21 protein-coding genes are annotated in these 22523 nt (G+C 41.4%); all 21 read right to left on the bottom strand.

The window, feature by feature from the left end:
• Positions 1-2: 2 nt before the first annotated feature.
• The 21 genes from mreD to BCU84_RS07320 all read right to left on the bottom strand — a co-directional run bounded on the left by mreD (position 3) and on the right by BCU84_RS07320 (position 22156).
• The gene (gene mreD / locus BCU84_RS07420) at positions 3-491 is read right to left on the bottom strand and encodes a rod shape-determining protein MreD (protein WP_102527448.1); all 489 of its coding nucleotides are present in this window, start codon (positions 489-491) and stop codon (positions 3-5) included.
• Complete coding sequence (gene mreC, locus BCU84_RS07415; RefSeq protein ID WP_102527447.1) at positions 488-1393, bottom strand: rod shape-determining protein MreC; 906 nt, start codon at positions 1391-1393, stop codon at positions 488-490. Before mreC ends, mreD begins: the two co-directional genes overlap by 4 nt.
• Positions 1394-1456: 63 nt before the next feature.
• Positions 1457-2506, bottom strand: a complete 1050-nt coding sequence (locus BCU84_RS07410; protein WP_055022908.1) for a rod shape-determining protein — start codon at positions 2504-2506, stop codon at positions 1457-1459.
• Positions 2507-2795: 289 nt separating this feature from the next.
• Complete coding sequence (locus tag BCU84_RS07405; protein ID WP_241906382.1) at positions 2796-7370, bottom strand: DUF6701 domain-containing protein; 4575 nt, start codon at positions 7368-7370, stop codon at positions 2796-2798.
• Between the two features lie 49 nt (positions 7371-7419).
• Positions 7420-7857 carry an MSHA biogenesis protein MshP gene (locus BCU84_RS07400; RefSeq protein ID WP_198589546.1) on the bottom strand — a complete coding sequence of 146 codons (438 nt, stop codon included), beginning with the start codon at positions 7855-7857 and terminating at the stop codon, positions 7420-7422.
• A gap of 25 nt (positions 7858-7882) precedes the next feature.
• Positions 7883-8728, bottom strand: coding sequence for a prepilin-type N-terminal cleavage/methylation domain-containing protein (locus tag BCU84_RS07395; protein ID WP_102527444.1), 846 nt, complete (start codon positions 8726-8728; stop codon positions 7883-7885).
• A complete protein-coding gene (locus BCU84_RS07390) occupies positions 8728-9303 on the bottom strand; it encodes a type II secretion system protein (RefSeq protein WP_102527443.1) in 576 nt (191 codons plus the stop codon). The genes BCU84_RS07395 and BCU84_RS07390 overlap by 1 nt, the downstream gene beginning before the upstream one ends.
• Positions 9293-9790 (bottom strand): type II secretion system protein, encoded by a 498-nt coding sequence (locus BCU84_RS07385; protein ID WP_102527442.1) that lies wholly within the window; start codon positions 9788-9790, stop codon positions 9293-9295. Before BCU84_RS07385 ends, BCU84_RS07390 begins: the two co-directional genes overlap by 11 nt.
• A 191-nt stretch (positions 9791-9981) precedes the next feature.
• Positions 9982-10479 carry a prepilin-type N-terminal cleavage/methylation domain-containing protein gene (locus BCU84_RS07380; RefSeq protein WP_102527441.1) on the bottom strand — a complete coding sequence of 166 codons (498 nt, stop codon included), beginning with the start codon at positions 10477-10479 and terminating at the stop codon, positions 9982-9984.
• Between the two features lie 200 nt (positions 10480-10679).
• A complete protein-coding gene (locus tag BCU84_RS07375; protein WP_102527440.1) occupies positions 10680-11189 on the bottom strand; it encodes a type II secretion system protein in 510 nt (169 codons plus the stop codon).
• A 156-nt stretch (positions 11190-11345) separates the two neighbouring features.
• Positions 11346-11951 carry a type II secretion system protein gene (locus tag BCU84_RS07370; protein ID WP_102527439.1) on the bottom strand — a complete coding sequence of 202 codons (606 nt, stop codon included), beginning with the start codon at positions 11949-11951 and terminating at the stop codon, positions 11346-11348.
• A gap of 136 nt (positions 11952-12087) precedes the next feature.
• Positions 12088-12612 (bottom strand): MSHA biogenesis protein MshF, encoded by a 525-nt coding sequence (locus BCU84_RS07365; RefSeq protein ID WP_133146625.1) that lies wholly within the window; start codon positions 12610-12612, stop codon positions 12088-12090.
• Between the two features lie 76 nt (positions 12613-12688).
• Entirely contained in the window at positions 12689-13903 is a 1215-nt protein-coding gene (locus tag BCU84_RS07360; protein WP_102527437.1) for a type II secretion system F family protein, read from the bottom strand.
• Between the two features lie 2 nt (positions 13904-13905).
• Positions 13906-15660, bottom strand: a complete 1755-nt coding sequence (locus tag BCU84_RS07355; protein WP_102527436.1) for a GspE/PulE family protein — start codon at positions 15658-15660, stop codon at positions 13906-13908.
• Positions 15657-17030, bottom strand: a complete 1374-nt coding sequence (locus tag BCU84_RS07350; RefSeq protein WP_102527435.1) for a tetratricopeptide repeat protein — start codon at positions 17028-17030, stop codon at positions 15657-15659. The genes BCU84_RS07355 and BCU84_RS07350 overlap by 4 nt, the downstream gene beginning before the upstream one ends.
• On the bottom strand, positions 17027-17959 hold the full coding sequence (locus BCU84_RS07345; RefSeq protein WP_102527434.1) for an AAA family ATPase: 933 nt from the start codon (positions 17957-17959) through the stop codon (positions 17027-17029). Before BCU84_RS07345 ends, BCU84_RS07350 begins: the two co-directional genes overlap by 4 nt.
• Positions 17960-17983: 24 nt before the next feature.
• Positions 17984-19660, bottom strand: coding sequence for a pilus (MSHA type) biogenesis protein MshL (mshL, locus tag BCU84_RS07340; protein ID WP_102527433.1), 1677 nt, complete (start codon positions 19658-19660; stop codon positions 17984-17986).
• Positions 19661-19673: 13 nt separating this feature from the next.
• Entirely contained in the window at positions 19674-19994 is a 321-nt protein-coding gene (locus tag BCU84_RS07335) for an MSHA biogenesis protein MshK (protein WP_241906381.1), read from the bottom strand.
• Positions 19981-20631, bottom strand: coding sequence for an MSHA biogenesis protein MshJ (locus BCU84_RS07330; RefSeq protein ID WP_102527432.1), 651 nt, complete (start codon positions 20629-20631; stop codon positions 19981-19983). The genes BCU84_RS07335 and BCU84_RS07330 overlap by 14 nt, the downstream gene beginning before the upstream one ends.
• Positions 20628-21230 (bottom strand): PilN domain-containing protein, encoded by a 603-nt coding sequence (locus BCU84_RS07325; protein ID WP_102527431.1) that lies wholly within the window; start codon positions 21228-21230, stop codon positions 20628-20630. The genes BCU84_RS07330 and BCU84_RS07325 overlap by 4 nt, the downstream gene beginning before the upstream one ends.
• On the bottom strand, positions 21227-22156 hold the full coding sequence (locus BCU84_RS07320; RefSeq protein WP_102527430.1) for an MSHA biogenesis protein MshI: 930 nt from the start codon (positions 22154-22156) through the stop codon (positions 21227-21229). Before BCU84_RS07320 ends, BCU84_RS07325 begins: the two co-directional genes overlap by 4 nt.
• Between the last annotated feature and the right edge of the window lie 367 nt (positions 22157-22523).

The raw sequence follows: 22523 nt of genomic DNA, 5'->3' as shown, positions 1-22523 counted from the left end.
ATCTAACGAACCTTATAACTACGGCGAATATTTCTAAGCACCCAGAACACCCACCACCACATAAAAATACTCGAGATAGCAGGTAAAAACATCGCCCAATCGAAGGCAACACCATTAACAACAAATTCAACCCAGTAAATAATAAAGTGATAAAGACATATAAAAATGGCTACTAAAATAGACTGCTGCCAACGGGTAAAGTTTCGCAGTCGCTGTGATTGCATAACAATCACATAAATTACAATCGAAAATGCCAAGGAACGTATACCTAAGGTCGCCCCTAGCAAGACATCCAATAATACGCCTAAGATCCAAGCGGTTAAGATGCTATAACGATGCGGTAAGGCCATAGCCCAGTAAATCATTACCATTAGCAACCAATCTGGTCGCCAAGCTTCGACGATTTTAGGCAGTGGCATGATTTGAAACATCATCCCAATAAAAATTGTCACTAATACGACAAAGCGGCCATTGGCAATATGTGCACTCATTGACTGCCCTCGTCTTGTGTTTCTGGTTCCACGCTTGGATTATCAATCGTTGATATTTCTGAATGAATTGAACTAGGCAGATCATCTAAATTATCGTCAGGCCAAATCAGCAATACGTAGCGAATTCGATCTAATGCAGCTAACGGCTGAGCTGAAATCACAGAATAACTTTGCCCAGCATCACGGGAGATTTTCATCACTCGCGCGACAGGGTAGCCTTCAGGGAAGCGTTGACCTAAACCAGAAGTCACCAATAAATCACCGACTACGATGTCTGTACTTTTGGCCACATGACGCAGTTCAATTTCATCAATATCACCAGTGCCTTGAGCCATCGCGCGGACATCATTCCGAGTTATTCGAACAGGTATGCCATGCGTCGGATCGGTTACCAATAATACCCGACTCGTTAACTCACTCACTTCAACCACTTGGCCTACAACACCTTGGGCATCTACGACTGATTGCCCGACAAAAACGCCGGTGCGTGCACCATGGTTCAGTACCACATAATGACGAAACGGATCACTGGCCACTTCCATGACTTCGGCAACCACTTTACGAGCATCCATGTGAACAGGAGAGCCCAGTAAAGCTCTTAAACGTACATTTTCTTGTCGTAAATGTTCAAAACGTTGTAATCGTTCTGACATCATTAGTTGTTGCCGTAGTAGTTCTTTATTTTGTTGAGCCAACATATTGCGCGTTGCAATGGAGTCTGCTGACCAATCCAATAATAAACCTGGCACGTTGGCTAAATACTGTAAGGGACTTAATACAGAGGAAATGGACTGACGAATAGGATCGAGGCGATCATTAGCGATAAGTAATACCACCGACAAAAAAATTGCCAGTGTTAATCTGAATTGTTGCGATATGCCACGAACAAAAATGGGTTTCATAATTTGTAGGCGGTGACACTCTTAATAATATCATCAGAGTCTACACCGCCATTGTTTCGCTCTTTAGTTCTCTTCAGAGAATAAGTCGCCACCATGCATGTCGATCATCTCAAGTGCTTTACCACCGCCTCGAGCAACACATGTCAATGGATCATCGGCAACCATCACTGGAATGCCTGTTTCTTGCATTAATAAACGGTCTAAATCACGAAGTAATGCACCACCGCCAGTTAACACCATGCCGCGCTCAGAAATATCTGAAGCAAGTTCTGGAGGAGACTGCTCAAGTGCAACCATCACTGCACTAACAATGCCTGATAATGGCTCTTGCAGCGCTTCAAGTATTTCGTTGCTGTTAAGAGTGAAACTTCTTGGTACACCTTCAGCAAGGTTACGGCCGCGAACTTCAATTTCAAGCACTTCGTCACCAGGATAAGCAGTACCGATCGTATGTTTAATACGTTCTGCAGTTGCTTCACCAATCAGGCTTCCGTAGTTACGGCGTACATAGTTAATGATGGCATCATCAAATTTATCACCACCAATCCGCACCGATGAAGAATACACCACACCATTTAACGAGATAATAGCAACTTCAGTGGTACCACCACCGATATCAACAACCATAGAACCCGTTGCTTCTGACACAGGTAAACCTGCACCAATCGCTGCCGCCATTGGCTCTTCAATTAAGTATACTTCGCGTGCACCTGCGCCCATGGCAGATTCACGAATTGCACGACGTTCTACTTGCGTTGCACCTACTGGAACACAAACTAAAACACGTGGGCTTGGACGGAAAAAGCTATTATTATGCACTTGCTTAATGAAGTGCTGCAGCATTTTTTCAGTCACATAGAAGTCAGCAATCACACCATCTTTCATTGGGCGGATAGCTTGAATGTTTCCAGGAGTACGACCCAGCATTTGCTTTGCGTCTGTCCCTACAGCAGCCACTGATTTTTGTCCGCTGCTGCCACGCTCGCCACGAATGGCTACGACAGATGGTTCGTTAAGCACGATACCTTCGTCACGAACGTAAATTAATGTATTTGCCGTACCTAAATCGATCGATAGGTCGTTTGAAAAAACTCCACGCAGCTTTTTGAACATGTGTCTAGCCTGTATTCTGTAACGTCAGAAGAAAGAAAAATCAGGTAACTTTATCAATGCAGCTCAGTTTCCACAAGACCGAACAGGTTAACAATCGCTAATCTCGGTGTTTTTTTTGCTTTATTAGCAAATTAAATCATAAGTGCATAAAAACAACAAAATAACGAGTAAAAAAACAACAGTATTTAATACTGTGTCTCCGTCAAAAAATCGTTCAAGCATATATTTTGACGATACAAAACCCAATAGGCTGCAAATAATCCTTTTGGTCCACCATTATGTAACTTGTTTATCGTTTTTCACGCCAATAAATAATTCGGTCATGGCCACGATAACGCCCAAAGTAAGCACTCGCCCTTGGATCATACAAAGTTGTCGACGAAGCGTTTTCCCAATTCCAATACCACTGTAGCCACTCGGGCACAATCAAAGGTGCGGTTACTTGACCGCGATAATCAGCAGCTGAACCTGTAATAATCGCATTCCACAGTAAGGTAAATTCGCCGTTAGAAAAACTGCCAGTTTGCCCAGTTCGATCGATTAATTGACCCGTTGTTAAACTGGGTTCAAATTTGTATCCCAACGACAGATCATCGACTTGACTGGCTAACGCAGGGGTTACGACTGAACAACTATCATCAGTATTGGTCACCCAAGCCAGTCCATTCCAGTATTCTGCTCTGGTTGGCATTTGTAGCATGTCGTTTTCAGCGCCATACGTGTTGTCCATCACCACACGGCCATGACGAAAACGTTGATTTGATAGTAATTTTGCATCGCAATTACTGCCACAAGTGCCAGAGGTCGTAGCATTCATATCAGGATCTGAAACAAAGCTGTTATCACCATCGTTATCAACAACAATCAGCCCAATATCAAAGTCTTCAAAAGGCCCATCTTGGCTAGGAGCAGTGGTTCGACTTAAGCTAGCCATATAACTACTATCTACAGTTGCAACACCCGCAACCCATGAACTTGCAGAGACGGGTAAAGCGCTCATTCGGTTACGTTTGTCGTCACCATCATCTGAATTTTCCCCCACTAAAATACCGGTCGCGTATGCAAAAGCATCTTGGTAATTCTTAGTTACCTCACTGCCAATATTAAATGCAGTTATATTCATCGCCATCGAAAATGGCTGATCCATATAATTGAAAATCCCACATGCGGGAAGGACACTCACACTGCTAACAACAAATCGGTCAGGGATAAAGCGGCCTATATTGCCAGAACTTGCTTGCGGAATATCATAAAAGGTAGAACCTAAATATTCACTGGGTGCTTTCGCGGTAAATTCAAATACACCCACCTCACTAATTGACTGAGTGATGGTGTTTTGGCTATTAATAACAGCCACATGGTCGTAGTTCCCTAGACCGAGAGTGCCTGCTTCTCCAGGATTTGGAGCCACAAGATTACTGCCTAATACAATACCTGCATGAACATAATTTGGCGTGGTTAAATTGTCACAATAATCAGTGTCGCTATCAGACTCCCAAGCCATTGCTTGAACCGTTAAATCAAAGTCTTCTCCGGCTTTTATATACACATCGCAACTACTATCACCTGCTGTGCAGCTAGCATTGGCATCCACAGGTTTTACACATAAACCAGCTGGGAAACTGACAAATGGGTCTGCACCGACCATCACCAATCCATCTTCCTCGCCTGTGCCATCGTATTGGGCATTTAACTGTATTGCGCCTGCATCGGGGTAATTCACTTCAAACTCAGCGATACCACTGGCATCAAATTGAAGTGCTATAGGAGTTCGAGCGCCAATACTCGTGCCGATATCTGTTGCAGCGCCTGTTCCAGTTACCGACACACTTGAAGCTGAAATAACCGAACTCGGATTGACGTAATCACTCCAAAAACCAACACTTTTAGTCACATTTTCAAACTGCGGTGTACACTCCAACGTCTCGGTATCTTTTTTTACGGCTGAAATACTAATAGCACCACTGGGTTTATTCGCTAACTTGTCTGGTACAGTAAAAATAAAACCGCTATCAGCAAAGTTAAAGGTACATTGCTCAGCCGTTGGTGTTGAACCAGCAACACTACATAATGTGGTACTAAAAGGCTTAGCGCCTGGTGTTGAGCCTGTGACATCAACCGTTACTGAGCCAGCGGTATTATTTCTGAGTGATAAATTAGTGCTACCGCCACTAAAACTGACTACGTTGCCACCAACCCAACCACCACCTGTAGCGATGGTTGCAGGGCTCAAGGTCGCAGTAACAAAGTCAGGCACGGTTTGAGTACAATCTGCGTTAGCACAAGCAGTTAGAGTCATTGGCTCAGCATTACAAGTTAACGCAGAACCGGTATGAGTAAATTCAAAATGATCAATGACAACCCCCACTGGGCTTGAGTCAAGTGCACAAAATTCTATGTCATCTATTTCATGCACGTTGGTTGAGCCACCAGTTGAACCTGTTATCGATAAGATAAAGTCATCAGGCACCGCAGCTTGTGATGCGAAAGATAAAATATCAAACTGGGGAACGATTTCGACAAAGCCGCTGCCAGTATCACGAGAGACTGACACTAACGACTGCCCTGACACACGAGAGTCAATGACGATTCTATAACGATGATTGTCATTCTCATTGTTATCAACAGGTGGAGTTAAGCAGTCGCCAGTAGTATTAGTGGTGCCGTTATTACACGTTCCGCGCAGATATGGGTAACCTGACGTGCCACTGCCCGAGCCACGTATCGAAACGCTTTGCTGGCGGCGACCAATATTATTATCGCCCCCTTCTGCCGAAAAATTACCATATTCGTCAATACCAATGCCTAACCAGCCACCAGCAAACCCATCAACGCCTGGTTTATAGCCATAACCTAAGGGGCCCCCTGCAGCACCTGGCTGTGGGGTTATTGATGCATCAGAAAACACCATTGCAATACCGTCAGCACCATTGCCATCATAAGCAGAATGGTCGAACTCAATTTCAATTAAATTATCAGCAGCTGGGAATAAACGTTGGTAAGTCGTTGAAGTTGCTTGGTTGCCAGCAGCTTGAGTTAGACGAAGTTTATTACTCACTATTGAAGGAGTAAAACTGCCGCTCGAGCTCGCAGCCACCCAATCGGTACCTAAAGAAGTGCGATTAAAGTCATCAGTAAAACATTGCGAAACCGGTTCTGTTCTTTCTAGCGCAAAGAAACTGTAGTTTTCCCAGATATGTCTACGATCGTTATCTTGATAGGTATCTTCATCCACAACCATACTGACTAGATCGTTCGTCAACTGACAACGCCTTAACCAACCACCATCACCACCACGGCGATTAGTTTTACCAGCCACTAAAATTGGAACGTCAGTAAAACCCGTTAAGGAGGTGGTGACGCTACATTGATATTCCACATCTCTAATGCTATTGCTATTGAAAAAAGTTTGTGAATTTCCAAAGTGATAATTGAGGTCCTCACCGTTTAATATCAAGGCGCCTGAACCAGAAGCAACGGTCAAATAAGCGATGGTCTCATTCTGTAAATTACCATTACTTAGACCTGCAGGCTGGCACTCCGCACTGTTATTCCTCACTTCCGAAGTATCCATTGCTAACTGAATGCCAGTATTATTAAATTGGGAAGTGCTGGTTAACCAGCAATCATTATTACTTGTTTGCATTTGGTTCAGTAAAACGTCTTGCGATGCGTCCATTGTCACGCTGGTATAATTATTATTCGCCCCAATAAGCGCTAAATCATATTCGACCGAACCTGCGATAAGTTGCGTTCCATTTGATAGGTCATGTGTTCCAGGAGTCACAGCAACCCAATGCACTTCTGGCATATCTGCGCTAGAAACTATATTCCCTGGTGGTTCTTGCCTTGCCCATGTAAAGCCTGTTTCGCTGATATTTGACAAAAAAGCACTTTGGGGGCCATCAGTGGAGAGTGGATTGGTTTCAGAAATCGTCGGCATGATAAACACAAGCGGTGTTACGCCCGCAGGAAAGGCATCATCAAAAGCCACAGAAGTCGACGTTGCTTTGCCATATTGGATGTGGAAAGGTATGACAGGTTCAACAGGCTCATTAATTTGGCCGTCGCTATTCATGACAAGGTATTTAGATGTCACTCTGCCATTAATAGCACCAGAGTTTATGGTAATCCTCTCGTCACTATACACATTGGCATTTATCGTTGCTGGAATGGATGTACCATTCACATTTTGATTGTTTAAGGTTAAATTGTTATAGGCAATAACTTGCACTCCAGCTTCTGCAAGAGAATTAATTGTACCGCCGTTAATTTGTGAGCTCGTGCCAATAAATATTCTTACTCGTCCAGTCGTTTCTATTTTACTAGGCGCATCAAGTTGAAGGGAGTTAATCCAATAATCCCCTTCGGGAAACTTCAGTATTGACCCACTACCCGCTCGTATTGCATTAAATCGATATTCATCATTATCAGAAGAAAATGTCACCGTACAATCAGAAAAAAGGCTTAAAGAATTAAACTGAGTATCACCGTTATCTCCCAGCGATATTTGATCGCCAGAATTACAAAAACCAATACTACCAGCTGAGCCATCACTACTTTCAAAGGCCTGATTACCATTCATTTTTAGACCGCGAATAGAAGCGCCAGTAATAGTACACAGCCTATCACCTCCTGTAGCAGTATCGCAGCTATCAGTAGGTAAGCCATTGTTAGTATTTATGGAGCAATAAGATAAATCATCGCCATTTGTGCCACTAATTCTTGAACCAGGATATATTGTCAGCTGCGGATTATTAATAGAGTTACAGCCACTGTTATTGTCATTGTGATGTCCTTGAGCCACCGCTGCAAAAATAACGGATTCATCAATCTCATCAAATGAAGCCGCACTAAATGACATAGCTGTAGCCATTAACAGCGTTATTAGTTTTATAGTTGTCAGGTATCGATTAATCCCCACGTGCTTCTACCTCCACTTGGCGATTGACTCTTAAACAATTGCTCGTAGCTGCATTTCCAGCACAATCTCCAGTTTCACACACTGCATTACTGGTTATTTGATACTGCGTAACTCCATCTACACTAATAGGGTTACAGGTCACGGCGACAGTGCAACCATGAAAACCTACTGAACTAGGTGGAGTCCAAGTGGAAGTCGCACTACAAACACCCACAGCACCTGACAGCGGAAATAATTTAGCTAACTCAGCATCTGCAGCGCTATTGGCACTAAAAAGCGCTCGAGCTCCCCACACTTCAACATTGACTGACTCATCACCATCTTCCAGCATTCGAATTAAGGTACCCGCGAGTAAAAACATCACAATCAGCACAAATACGGCAATCACCAGCGCACTACCTTGTTGCTTACGCAGCCTAGTATTCATGTGACCGTCTTTTAGTGATAAGTGATTAAGGTACATTGGTCACCTGCACTTGATGCTGATACTTGAAGGTTTCACCATTAACACTAAAGCGAGGCTCAAGGTGCACAATTGAGTTGGTCATTAAGTTTTGTTCTGTCACTTTAATTGCAGGTTCTGTAAGTAAACTATTAGTAATATTTTCAGCCATTAACACACCAGTGCCCATATTCGATGGCACTGGCTGGCTGATTATGTAGCCATAATTTGAATAACGATACAAACTCACTTCAGATGAGCCTACTGGGCTTTCAAAACAATAACTAATCGGTTGATTAGCGAAGTAAATCCGCTTAATTGGCGACTGTTCAGCAAACTGAACTGAATTAGTAAATGTCAGGGTTATTCTATCGGCTGCTGAAGTGGCACTTTGCACCTCAAAGCGCTTATTTCTTGATGCTTGATAAATATCATTAACACCGCCAATACTTTCATTAGCAAGAGGATATACAATCGCAAACATGCCATTGTTAACAGTAATATTATTATCAACAATGGTGCCAGTACTCGAAGCAGAATCAGGATAAATAGGTAGTTCAAGATAACTACTACTGGCTTCTATTGGAAGCATCTCAATGCATTGAAAGATGCCTAAACTAGCTGTTCGGAGTCGGACACTGTTTGGCGCAGAATGTCGAATGTCACGGGTCATTCGCTCTACAGCAAAGCGGCTTTGGCCTAGAACTTGATCAACAGAACTAGATTCAACAAAAATACGTGTACCAAATATAACAAAACTGCTTACACCTACTATCAGAATGCCAAGAATGATAATCACAGTGACCATTTCAACTAACGTAAAGCCAGCTTGTTGCAAACCTCTTTTACTTTTCATTAATAGTTACTCCTTACCGCTTGGTAAGTAATAACTTCCCCTGAAGGTGTTGTTACATCTATGGTGATAAGCTTTTGCGCTTGGCCATTTAGGTAAGCGATTGTGACTTTCATGTCATAATTAATATAAACATCAGCATAGGTTTGAGTGGAATCAAGCATCAGATCTGTAATATTTAATCCGTGATAATCATCTACATCATTAAAATCATTTCGGCCTTCGCCATCAACTCCAAAATCACCTTCATCTGTACAATTCGCCCCGGGATTTAATGGTGAAGTAGAGTTACAAGCAGGGATACCACCATTAGCATTAGTATTTTCATCATAACGTTTGCCCCAAATTTCATTCATGACCGAATGCGCTAATTCAGCAGAGCGAACTCGAGATAATGTCTCAACAGCTCTATCAGCTTGAGGTAATAACATTGACGTAAGCATCACTATTGCAATGCTTAATACCAGCATGCCAATAACAAGTTCGATTAAGGTAAAACCACCCTGTGAGTTTTTAATCACGCTGTTATGAAGAGATTTTACTAATAGGTTTCTTGAGGAAGATAAATTATAAAGCATGCACATACCCCTCAGACTCCATCGCAATATTTAGCGTTTCATCTGCTTTTACGACAAAGCACGCCCCATTGCAGCCAAGGTTAGCTCGACCTAGATTGTCAAAATCCATAGTAAAATCAGTATTACCATTACTTGCTAGCTCGATGATTGCACCACTACTAAAATCTTGTTTCACTTCAGTTCGAATAAGCTGTGCATCAATACAACCTGCAAAGGCGTTATTAATATTATGTTGATAAGTGCTGAGTTGGTAACCATCTGAAAAAACACTAATACGATAACAACGGTCACTGTTATTTAATGCTTTTATTTGAACGTGTCTAAGCTCACTGATAAATTCATTTCGAAGAGCATGGGCACTATAGCTTGATTCAGGTAATAATTTAGGCAAAACAAACACAGCAACAATCCCTACTATTAAAATAGTAGTGACTAACTCAATGAGTGAAAACCCCAATGTATTTTTTAAACCCCGAGTTTGAAACATTCGAATGGTCAGTGCCTTTAGTAACATTTCTCTATATACAGTATGGCAAAATATAACACAAACGTCTTGATATCCTTTATTAAAAATACAATCGTATATACATAAAGGAAGTTTGTATTTTTCAGGTTATTTTTTAAATACAGATAATAAAAAAGGCCTGCAAGCAGACCTTTAAACTAGCTAAAAACTAATTAGCATTCAGAAGCCGTTGGCATTAATAAAGCATCACCATCTTCATCTTTAGCATCACTAGTGAATATAGGTAAAGCACCTTCAGATTGAGATTCTGTATAAATGATATTACATCCAGCAGGAGCTCCTACTTGCTGAATAGATACTACTCCGCTACTTTCCGTAATTGTCCAATCATCACTAGAAATATCAACAGCATTGATGATGTCTGTAACGGTTCCTGCAGTATAACCATAAACAACATTCAATGCTGTTCCAGTTCCTATATCGACAGTCGCCTTACCATCTGTATCACCTTTTTCTACACCAGCAAGCGCTGCTTTTGAATACACTAAACTATTCGCACTTTGAATTGCCGCTTTAGCACCTTGCAATGTCGATACGCGAGCATCACCTTGAAGGTTAATAAATTTAGGTGCAGCTGTTACCGCTAAAATACCTAAAATGATAATAACCACAACTAACTCAATTAACGTAAAACCTTGCTGTTTTTGCATTTGAAAACCTTCATTAAAATAGAACAACTACAGCCCGTATGAAACAATATATATTGTTCACGAGCTTATTCCTTTATCACAACAATTTTATCACCATTCAATATTAGCTGCGTGTTACGCAAAGCACATAAAGGCTTTTAAAACTCATATTTTTGCCACAAAAAAGCCCGCACTATGCGGGCTTTAACCATTCACTCAACTTAGCAAAGCGAAGGATCAGGGATTGCAGTAAACGTTGGAACTTCAGTCGCTGATGCGGCGGCTGCATAAGTAAAGGAGCATGTTGAAGGTGCACCCACTTGCCAGAATGTACCGGCTGAAGTGTCAACAATCCAATCTGTAGTCAGCCCATCTGCAGAAGGGTTATCTCCTTCAGCAATACTAACTTCTAATGCATTTTGGAAGTCATCTAATTCACCAGCGGTTAAATATCCATAGTCAGTAGTAACGGTAATTGGGTCTGCAACAGTTCCTCCAATTGTTACAGTTGCACCTTCAGTTTTTTCTAATCCAGCAAGTGCAGCTTTTGAATACACAAGTGTATTTGCCCCTTGAATCGAAGCTTTCAAGCCATTTAACGCAGACACGCGAGCATCACCTTGTAGATTGATAAATTTAGGTGCTGCAGTAACAGCTAAAATACCCAAAATGATAATAACTACTACTAGTTCAATTAATGTAAAACCTTGTTGCTTTTGTTTGATATGCATAATGTCGACCCTTTATTGAAAACAAAATATGTGAATTTTGTACATCTGTTTATTTAGTTGTTTCTTACAATTCCCACTCAATATTCCATATTTTGTGGTGATTCTTTTAAAGCTTAAGCCTCTGCTATTAATGCAGCTTTCACTTATTACTCGTAATTAGTCGTTACTGAAACTAAGTACTTGTCCTGTGCCAGGGTTGTATGTCACTCCTTTAGCACCACTTGTCGTTAAATCTGGGGCTGGAGATGGTACACCGGTAGTCTGATCTAACGTAAGTGAAGCTACTTGGTGATAGACACACAAATCAATCCCAGTCACTGTCGTACCGTCAATAGATGTAGGTGAACCACCGATACCATCTTGAGCTCGAACGGTATAACGTTGATCGCGGGCGTCATCAGTATAAATTACATTACGTGGAGCACTTTGCAGCACGTTATCGAAAACTTCCTGACAAGTGTCATCACTCATCGAAGTCGCATCTGTATTTGATGTACCTGTTGGAAAGCCAAAACGCGTATCTAACGAAACAACAGTACCATCTAAAATTACCGACGTATTACGACGACCATCCACTTCCCATTGTGCTCTAACGAACCCAACAGCCGTAGCAAGTCCACCAGCAACGCCATCAACACTGGCATTTTGCGCATCTTCAGTGACATTCAAAAAGCGTGGAATTGCAGTCGCAGCTAATAAACCAAGGATCACGATAACAATCACTAATTCGATTAACGAAAAGCCTTGCTGTTTTAATTTCATAATAAGTTACCTATTTTACGCCTTACATTTGTCAGACCGTAATTACAGTCGTAAGACCATTGTTACCTAGCTAAAGCTATCCTGTAAATAAATTTTAGCACCATTTATACATTTAAACATTTGTATTAGTTAAATATTAGCTCTTGCTATCAATAAAAATCACTCTTCCTGATATACCTTGATAGCTAATACTGCCACTTTGCTCTGTCGAAAAACGACAAATTTTTGTCTCATTTTGATATGAAACCGCAGCTTTTAAATCATGCAAATCACTTGCCATTAACTGTTGCCATAACTCTTTGCAGCCTTTCGAAGATGGCTCATTAAGTTGCGGCCAGCCTTGCTTTGACATCTTTATAATATTTGAACTGGTGCCAAGGCTATCTGTTTCAAGCTGTTTATTGCCTAAACCAACAGTAATATTCTCCCAGTTCAGCTTGAGCGAATCAGGTCTCCCCTGATTGAGCCATTGGCTCTTTACCATCGCTAGCACGTACAACATACGGCTATGCTCTAGCTCTAAACTTTTAGTGCCAATACTGTCCACACTAGAAAAATGCTTAGTGCTAATCACAGCCATTACCACCAAGACTAATGTCAGCGTAATAATACGTGCATACGTCTTCAGTAGATCGTTTTCTGACTTCTGTTGTTTTCGCATTATGCAATCAACTCAGATTTGTTAATTGCTAACTGCAATGTAGACAACAGCTTACTTTCAAAGTTCAGCATGCTCGTTACCCTTTAACCACATTGAGCATATCCCACATTGGCAAGTAAATCCCCAAGGCTAGAATGAGCACAATACAAGCCACAAATCCGATTAAAATAGGCTCTAGTTTGGCGGTTAAATTTTTAAGGTCGTAATCCACTTCGCCTTCATAGAAATCTGCTGCATCATTAAGTAGTTGATCGATCTGGCCTGTCTCTTCACCCACTGCCACCATTTGCAGCACTAATGGAGTAAACAGACCGCTTTGGTTTGACACCCTAAGCATTGACTCACCCGACTCTATTCCTCGCCTCATCGCAACAATCCGATCATGCATATAACTATTATCCACGGCATCTGCAACTAGACTTAACGCTTGAGTCATGGGTACACCTGCACCCAACATCATCGAAAAACTGCGGCAATAACGTGAGAGTGTCGAGCGTTCTATAATCGACCCCACTGCTGGGATATGTAGCTTCCACTTATCCCATTGACGTTCACCCTTTTCGGTATGATGCCAATATCGTATGCCAATAATTGCTCCTACGAGCGCAACTAGCATGACATGCCAATAATTGACAAATAAGCTCGATGTCGTCATTAACAATTTAGTTGCCCATGGTAAATCAGCACCGAAGCGAGAAAACATATCGGCAAACTTAGGGATCACCATGATATTCAATATCACCATCGCAATCGTAATGGCGATGAGTACGAAAATTGGATAGCGCATAGCAGACTTAATGCGTCGGCGGGTTTCTTGTTCACGCTCGATATAACCAGAAAGCTGGATAAAAGCATCTTCCAATTTACCGGTATTCTCACCCACATGAACCATTGAAATAAACAATGAATCAAATACATCTTGATGCTGGTTCATTGCAGCCGACAGAGGGCGACCCGATGTCAATTGTTCAGATATATCATTCAACGCATCTTTCATTCGTTGTGAATGCGTTGTTTCTGCAAGACCTGCAATAGCACGCAAAATGGGAATACCTGAGCGAGTCAATGAGTACATTTGTCGAGTGAAAATTTGTAACTCTTCTAACGACACTTTACTCGCGAAAATACTGCCAAGCTTAAAAGGTTGAGATTGTTTCACTTCACGCAGTTCGAGAGGAATGATGCCGCGAGACATTAACGCATCAGCCGCACTACTTTCATTAGCTGAATCAATAAACGCTTCAACTGATGCGCCTTGATTATTTCGTCCTCGATACTGGTAAGTCGGCATGATTACACCCCAGTTCCACTATTACTGGACATCGCTTCTGCACCAGGTATTTCGCTGACGTCTTCAACTAATTTAGCCACTTCTTCAATGGTAGTCATACCATTGTATAAATACTCAAATGCTGAATCAGCTAATGGCACAAACGTCGGGCTTTGTTTCGCCGCATGAGCAAAATCTTGTGGATTCCCCGTACGCATGGCATCAACCATGGCTTCATCAAGCTCTAAAATTTCAAAAATACCAATACGGCCACGATAACCAGAGCCATTACAACTTTGACAACCAGTGCCTATTTTGTAGGTTGCAGCTGTGAAGTCTTTTTTGGCGACAGAATTAATCCAAGCCAACTCAGCTGAATTGGGTTGATGACTTGTCATGCAGTTCGGACATACCCGTCGAACTAATCGCTGGGCAATAATCACCCGTAGCGCGCTTGCGACAAGATAACTCGCTGCGCCCATATCAAGTAAACGTAATGCACTAGTAATGGCGTCATTGGTATGCAAAGTCGATAATACAAAGTGACCCGTTAATGCGCCTCGAAGACCAATTTCAACCGTTTCTTGGTCACGCATCTCACCTACCATGATGATATCGGGATCTTGACGTAAGGTGGTTCGCAGTACATTCGAGAAATTTAAACCAATTTTATGGTTAACTTGCACTTGGTTAATACGTGGCAGTTGATACTCGACCGGATCTTCAACCGTAATAATCTTGGTGTCTGGCTTATTGAGCTCGCTCAAGATACCGTACAAAGTCGTGGTTTTACCGCTACCTGTAGGACCTGTCACTAGCAACATACCGTGAGGACTCTTAATTTGTTTACGAATTCGCTGCAGGATATGATCTGGCATACCTGTTTCATTCAATGTCAATAAACCCGCGGATTGATCGAGTAAACGCATTACCACCGATTCACCATGATATATCGGCATCGTCGACATACGAATATCGATTTTATGACCTTTAATTTCAATATGAAAACGACCATCTTGCGGCATACGTTTTTCTGAAATATCCAATCCAGCCATCAGCTTTAATCTTAATACTAACGCCGAGGCAATATTGACTTCATCAAGGGTGTTCTCATGCAGCTGACCATCAATACGTTGACGGATCCGCAGTACTTTTTCACCCGGTTCAATATGAATATCCGAAGCCCGCATTTGCACTGCATCTTCAAAAATAGATTGCAGTAGCTTAACGACTGTCGTTTCATTGTCGCTATCACTGTCAGTAATACTCGCCAAATCAAACATGTCATCAGCGGCGTACTCTTCTTCTAATTCACCCGCAATTTTGGCAATTTCACCCGTACGGCGATACAAATTATCGAACGCATCTAATAGTTGCTGTTCAGGGGTAACCGCAATGGTAATTTTTTTAGGCGCGACAAAGACTTCTAAGTTATCGATGGCTTGCAAGTCAGCAGGATCACTCATCGCCAATGTAACCGTATCAGCGGTGGCTTCAACCACTAAAGCACGATAACGACGAGCTTGTACTTCAGGAATAAGGTTAACGACTTCAGTCGGTATCGACAGTCGACTAATATCTAAATAAGGTAAGTTTAACTGCTGAGATAAGAACTTAAGTAACTGATCTTCAGTAATACAATTCAAGTCAATCAAGGTACGACCAAGCTTTTTACCTGAATTACGCTGTTCAGAAAGGGCTTGGGTTAACTGATCGTCAGTAATAATGTGTTCTTGAACGAGAAGATCGCCTAAACGCATTTTCAATTTTGGTTTCATTGGCTACCTCCAAGTTGAATTAATCGTTGTTCAATATAAGTCATAGCGCCAGTTGACAGTCCTCGATAAGACAAAGCTTTTGTATATGCATCTGCAGCTTGCGAATATTGCTGCTGCGAATCTAGCGCGTAGGCCAATCCCATCCACCAGCGTGCTTGAGACGGCTCAATGGTTATCAGCGAGCGATATGCTGACTCAGCCAGTTCATAACGGCTATTCTTTTGGGCAATATCACTTTGTAAAATCCATTTATCTCTAGCCCAGTCGCTGTTATCACTGATAGCTTCTAGTGTATCTAGTGCTTTCATAGGGCTAAATGAAGCATTTTCAACCTTCGCTTTTAAAATGGCCAATTCAATTTCCTCAGGAAATTGTTGCACCCCTTGAGCTAAAATTTGTTCAGCTCGGCCTAAGTTATTCAACGCATAATACAAAGACGCTAATTGCTTTCTGGCCTGATGCATTGAAGGCTCAAGTATTAGTGCTTCATAGTAATACTTTACTGCTTTATCTATTTTCTGTTGCTGCTCAGCGACCTCAGCAATTTCAAATTTCTTTTGCGCTAACTCAGCATCTGTCAGTATCACTTCCTTTACCGCCATGACACCTTTATTACTGCTTGTTGTTGCAGCATTCGTGTTAGAGACAATAGCTTGTTCTGCTTTAGAGGACTTAGCAGCGCGGCTGTTACTCCCTACATCTGCCTTTACATCTTCAACGATTGTTGAGGTACGTGTATTCTGCGCAAACCTGACTTTCACCGAACCGTTATCTTTATCATCCAACGAGGGTGCTAATGTGTCTTTTACAGTGACCGAAGTATTTTTTGAATCAACTTTTACCACGGATTGATTCGCCTGTGGTTCAGCTTCTACCGCTACAGTTTGCAAATTCTGAGCTCTTGCTAAATCAGTTTCAGCTACATCTGCGCTCACCTCAGACTCTTCGTTAAAGTCATTGTCAGATTTAGCTAAGCTATTAGCTGTTTTAGTAATTTCAACGCTATGGCTTTCATCGTCTGTTATTGAGTCAGGTAGATCGTCACTAGTGAGCGTATCTTCATCGACTAAACCTGCAATGAGCGGCTGTTCAGCTTCTTCTTGTGTTGCTTCAGTCAGTGGTTGTAAGTTTTTTAGCTGCACGCCTTGACGATAAAACATAAGCCCAATCAGGAATACAGCAAGGAACATGACAATCGACATATACATCCCTTTTCGGGATGACTGCTCATCGGGTGCATTAGCTTCTACTTGGCTAGTAAACTGCACCTCTGGTTTCACAAAGCCAGAATCGGACGTTTCTCCCGTCGTTGATGCCGAGTGTTGCTTTTGTTTATCAAGGTCTTTTAAAACTTTATTAATAACGCTCATATTGACTCTCTTAACGTCGATAACCAGTCAGCATTAGTAACCCATAACATGACCAGTGAAGCGCCTATGATTAATAAAATGTATAACCACCCTCTATTTTGCACTGATGTCGGCAGTGACTCTGCATCCTCAGTATCGACAATGGCGGCTTTACAATGCTTAGTGAGTACTTTATTACCGCCTTCAGCAAAACAAAGTAATAAGGCTTTATTAACGATCACATTCACCAAGCGTGGGATGCCTCGCGCGGCACTTGAAATCAACTTGATATCTTTATCGCTAAACAGTGCTTTGCCACGATAGCCTGCAATAGACAGGCGATAATCAACATACGCTTGGATCTCATCCCACAACAAAGGGCGTAAGCTATAGCTAAAAGTAATCCGCTGTTTTAATTGACGTAATTGACTGTCTTGCAACCTATTATCTAATTCAGGTTGACCAAACAATACCACTTGAATCAATTTAGTGCTTTCAGTTTCTAGGTTAGTAAACAGTCTTAATGTTTCTAAACTCTTATTGGGTAGAGCTTGGGCCTCATCCAACACTAAAATGACTTTTAACCCTTGGCGATTAAGCTCTAGTAAACGGTTTTGAATTAATCCAGTTAATTGCTGCTGGTTAATATTATCTTGTAACGAAATCCCTAATTCTGTCGCTAATGCCCAACGTAATTCATCAGGATTTAGATATGGATTAGGAACATAAGCACATTGATAATTATCGGGTAACTCATTCAGTAGCTTACGGCAGATAAGGGTTTTTCCTGTCCCTACTTCACCGGTTACTTTTATAAAGCCTTCGCCATTTTCGATTGCTGTTTGCAATACCTGTAATGCCTCAACATGAGGCGTTAACCCAAAAAAGAACTGCGTATTTGGGGTTAATGTAAACGGTAATTGATCTAGACCAAAATGCTGTTGGTACATGGCAATCCTTAACGGTACTAACCGTTACTCCTGCTCGGGGTACCAACGGTCTAGTAAATCTTTAGAGCGTTGTAATTCATTACTCCAGGTATCAGCACCTACCACTGTCGGCTTTAGCATGATGATAAGTTCTGTTTTAACCGTCGATTTACTGCGATTGGTAAAGGCTTCTCCCATAAATGGAATGTCACCTAACAATGGGACTTTTGATACCACTTCAATATTTTCGCTCTTCATTAAGCCACCGATCACCACAACATCACCTGAAGACGCTTTAATCACAGTGTCAGACTCACGAATTTCGCTTTGTGCCAACGGTAATTCAAGGCTAGAGCCACTGACTTTAATTTCTTTAATTTGTTCTGATACATCAATCACTGATGGGTGCACATGAAGTAATACATTGCCGTCAGCATCAATTTGCGGCGTCACATCTAATGCAATACCAGAAAAGAAAGGGGTTAATTCCACTTGAGGAGTGGTGACTGGAGTTGTGCCAGCTACAGTAGTTGACGATACGTCAGTGACAAAATACTCATCGTTGCCCACTTTAATAACCGCTTTTTGGTTATTAGATGCGGTAACACGAGGGCTCGAAAGCACGTCAACATCACCTTGGGTATCTAGCAAGCTAATCATGGTGCTGAAATCGGTGCCAGTTAAACTAATTGACGTCACACCACCAATTACATTCGTAATTGAATCGCTTAAACCCGAACCAGGAGAAGTACCAAAGTTAATATCTGTGCTGCCAGCATGGCCTAAGACGTTATCCCATTGAATACCTTGCTGATAGCCATCAGATAGAGTCACTTCTAAGATTTTAGCTTCTAAAATAACTTGGCGCTGAAGATGCGTTTCAGCCTTGGTTAAAAAGGTACTTACTTGACGTAACTCATCAGGATAAGCCCTAACAGTGACTAAGCCCGCTTGCGGGGTAACTACAACTTGGCGTCCACCACCAGTATTACCGATAATAGACACTAAGGTTTTTTCTAACTCACCCCAAAAGTTGGTTTTGGTTGTTGAGCGAATAAAAGTGCCATTGGTGTTATCAGTATTGTCATTATTGCTACTGCTATTGGAGTTATTACTGCTATTTGAGCTACTGCTATTTGAAGAGTTGTTATTCGAGTTCGAATTTGAGTTGTCATTACCGTCAGAAATACGCCCTGAGCTGACCGAAGTCAACGATAGCCCTTCACGCTCCATATACAAGTAATTTAGAGGGTAAGTTTCTGTGCGCATCCCTGATGGGAAAATACGTAAAATGCGCCCTTCTCGGCTAACCTCATATCCATAAATATCTTCAACAACTTTAATCACTTCTGAGAGTGTTACACCATTAAGAGAAATTGAAATGGTGCCAGTCACATCAGGATGGACTGCAACACTTAACGGCGTGCCCTGAACTAAACTTGGGAAAAACACTTTTGCCTCAACATCGTTCGCTGAAACGTCAAAACGACGCTCTTTTGGCAATGTTGGACTTGTGCTGCCTAATAAGCTTGAACCATTGAGCTCACGCTGAACATCTTCAGGCATTTGCGCAGGTGGAGGAATGATATTTTTTGCTGTTTCTGCTTCAGCCAATGATTGACTTAATTCAGATTTAGCCGTCGTAGGATCAGGTCTATCTGTAGTTTGGCAACCAAGTAAACAAAGAGATAGCAGAGGGGTCACATATTTGATTAAATTCATTATTATTTTTGTCCTATCGCTCTGTTATCGATTGAAATAGTTTAAGTTTTCTTCCGTCAGATAAATTGACATAACTCTTTCCGATATATTCAATTCTTATCCCATCAATGCGGTCACCAACAAATACAATCTTATTATTAATGACGGCATGTGGCTTGGCGCTATTTACAATGCTATTAAGCACTAATGAATCTGCCCGTTCGCTATTACTGGAAACAGTGACATACCCTTGCCCAGGTAAGGTCGGATCCCTTAACACTTTGGCATCAGCAACCTGACTCACCGCAGTTAGGCCTAATACAAGGAGTATAAACATCGGTTTATTCTGCAACACTGATAAACTCCTTATTAATACTCAAGGTATAAAGTTCAATTTCAACCGTCGCATTTGGATGTTCGTCAACGTGATAATTAAGGCGTTTCCAATATAACTTATCTGGCATATCTTCAATTGCTTCAACAAATTTTAGAATTGAAAAATAGCTGCCTTCTAAGGTCAATTTAATACCGTGACTGTAAAGGTTCATTTTGTGTTCTTCACCCACCTGTAGCAAAGGTGTCGGTGCGATAGAAGCAAATGATTGTAATTTTACCCCTTGAACATGGCCTAACAGATTTGTGAGTACTGTCGGCATATAACTCGCTGGAACCATTGAAACCATTTGCGCATCTAAATCAGCATCAATTAATTGAGTTTGTTGTTCAATATGGCTTAAACGATTACGGAAATCAGTATTAGGATCCATCGCTAAACGTTGCTGATATAAATCAATCTGTTGTCTTGAAACGTCATTTTCCGCTTCAATTTGAACAAGCTGTCTTGAAAGTTTTTGTCTTTCTTTAAATACGCTCTCAACGGGTAGATAAACGACCATGCCAATAAGTACTAGCGCTGCAACAGTAATGAGTACACGCTCTCGCTGGCTTAGCACATCGAACTTGGATTCTAATTGTTGCCAAAATTGTTTCATTGTTTAGCCTCCACTTCAGGAGTGCTAGATAATTTAAAGGCTAACGGTTGCGATTCACCACGGTTCATCGTCATGGTCGAAAAAGCATAACCTTTGAGCGTTTCTGTATGCTTTAAAGCCTCAACCCACTTCGGGATACTTTGGGGTTTAGAACCAAAGCCTTCAAACTCAAATCGCTGTTCGTTGACTGCTATGTGGCTAAGCCATACAGAGCCATCTGAAACACTCGCCAAATCAGTCAACAAATTTGAATAGCCACGACTGATGACATTATCTCTTTGGTTTATTTCAGTAGATAATAGTTTTTTCAATTCTAAACGCTGCTGCTCTAATTCGACTCTTGCAACCAGGTCTGGCTCTGGAACACGCGTAGAAACTTGTAATTCTAGTTGCTGCTTTTGCGTATCTAACAGCTGTTTTTCTGTTGATACCTTAGCCCTGTCAGCTTCCACATTCGAAACCAACCAATAGCCAAGCATCCAACTCACAAAGCTGATAACAAGTAATCCCGCCACCATCATCATCATTCGTTGAAATGACAGCCTTAATTTTGCAGGCAGTAAGTCAGCGCTATATAAGTTAATTGTGGTTTTTATCACGCAGCACCTCGCGTTAACGCTTTGAAAGCCATCATGGCTAGATGCTCAGTCACCGACTCATGGTCAGTGGTACTGACTTTTTGATTAAAATTCTGCGCCACTAATGGCACCAATGCTTGAGATTCACCGCCGATTAATAAATCAATAGAACCAACAGGCGCTTGCCTTAATTGGCTTTCGAAATAGTCCATTGAACGTTGAATTTCGAGACTTAAATTATCAGCTAAACCATATTGTAAGTCGGCGGCTGTGGCTTTATCGATTTGAGCAAAACCTCTCACTCGACGCTGCATGAATAATTCACCTTCTCTAACCACTGTTAGCAATAAATCATGTTCAGGTACGTGACTTACCACCATATGGGTTGAAGCATCATCAAACAGCAACGGCATCGCTAATTCTTCAATGCTAATACCTTCAATGGTAAACCCATGTTGTTCGCAAGCTTGAGCTAATGTCGACAATTGCATTTTATTTGCGACAACGACATTAATTTTTCCAGTGGTTGTCAGCGATGATTCAAAGTAATCCAATTGAATATTGGTCACAGGCTCTGTCGCTAAGTCTTTTACCGACCATAATAATGCCTGGCTTAACTCATTGGCTTCTACATTGGGTTTATCTGCCACAATCAATTGATAAAACGATTCACCCAATACTATTTTCAGCTTTGCATGACCGAAAATATCTTTTATCTCGGCAAATGCTTCTGTCCAATTCTCACCATTAAAGGCAATTTTTTTAGTAATCCCTGATATATCCGACTTTGTTTGATTTTGAGTTTCAAGATCAGAATCTTGCTCATCTTCAGTGTTAATTTCGCCTTGATATACACAGATCGAGTCCGCACTGATATACAACCCAAGTTCAGTAGATGCTTGAGTTTGGCGCCAGAATGTCAACTTACTTAAAAAACCATTTTTCATTCAAAAACCTGTGCCTTGATAATCAGCGAAGAGACGATATAAAAATAAAAAATATCCGCTATAAAAATGTAACGATGACGCTTTCACTTAAACCAGATACACCAACAAGTGTGTAACAGAAAGAACAGTTAGCATTAAAAAGCATGTCAAAAAAATATCGTATGACATATTAACCGCTAATCACTTAATTTTATAGAAAAATAACAGCAATGAAAGTGTATACACTTAAGATAGAATGTTATTTGTTAATTCTCAAGATCCAAAGCCACAACAAGGTCACAACCTGACACACTATTAGGTTATTAAGTTGTATAAATTGACGCGGTAGATGATTAATACAAATCTTGTACCAATCCAGTATTAGATT

The organism is Shewanella sp. 10N.286.51.B7 (assembly GCF_002873615.1).
GTDB classification, from domain to species: Bacteria; Pseudomonadota; Gammaproteobacteria; order Enterobacterales; family Shewanellaceae; genus Shewanella; species Shewanella electrodiphila.
This window is presented reverse-complemented; position numbering and strand designations above follow the sequence as displayed.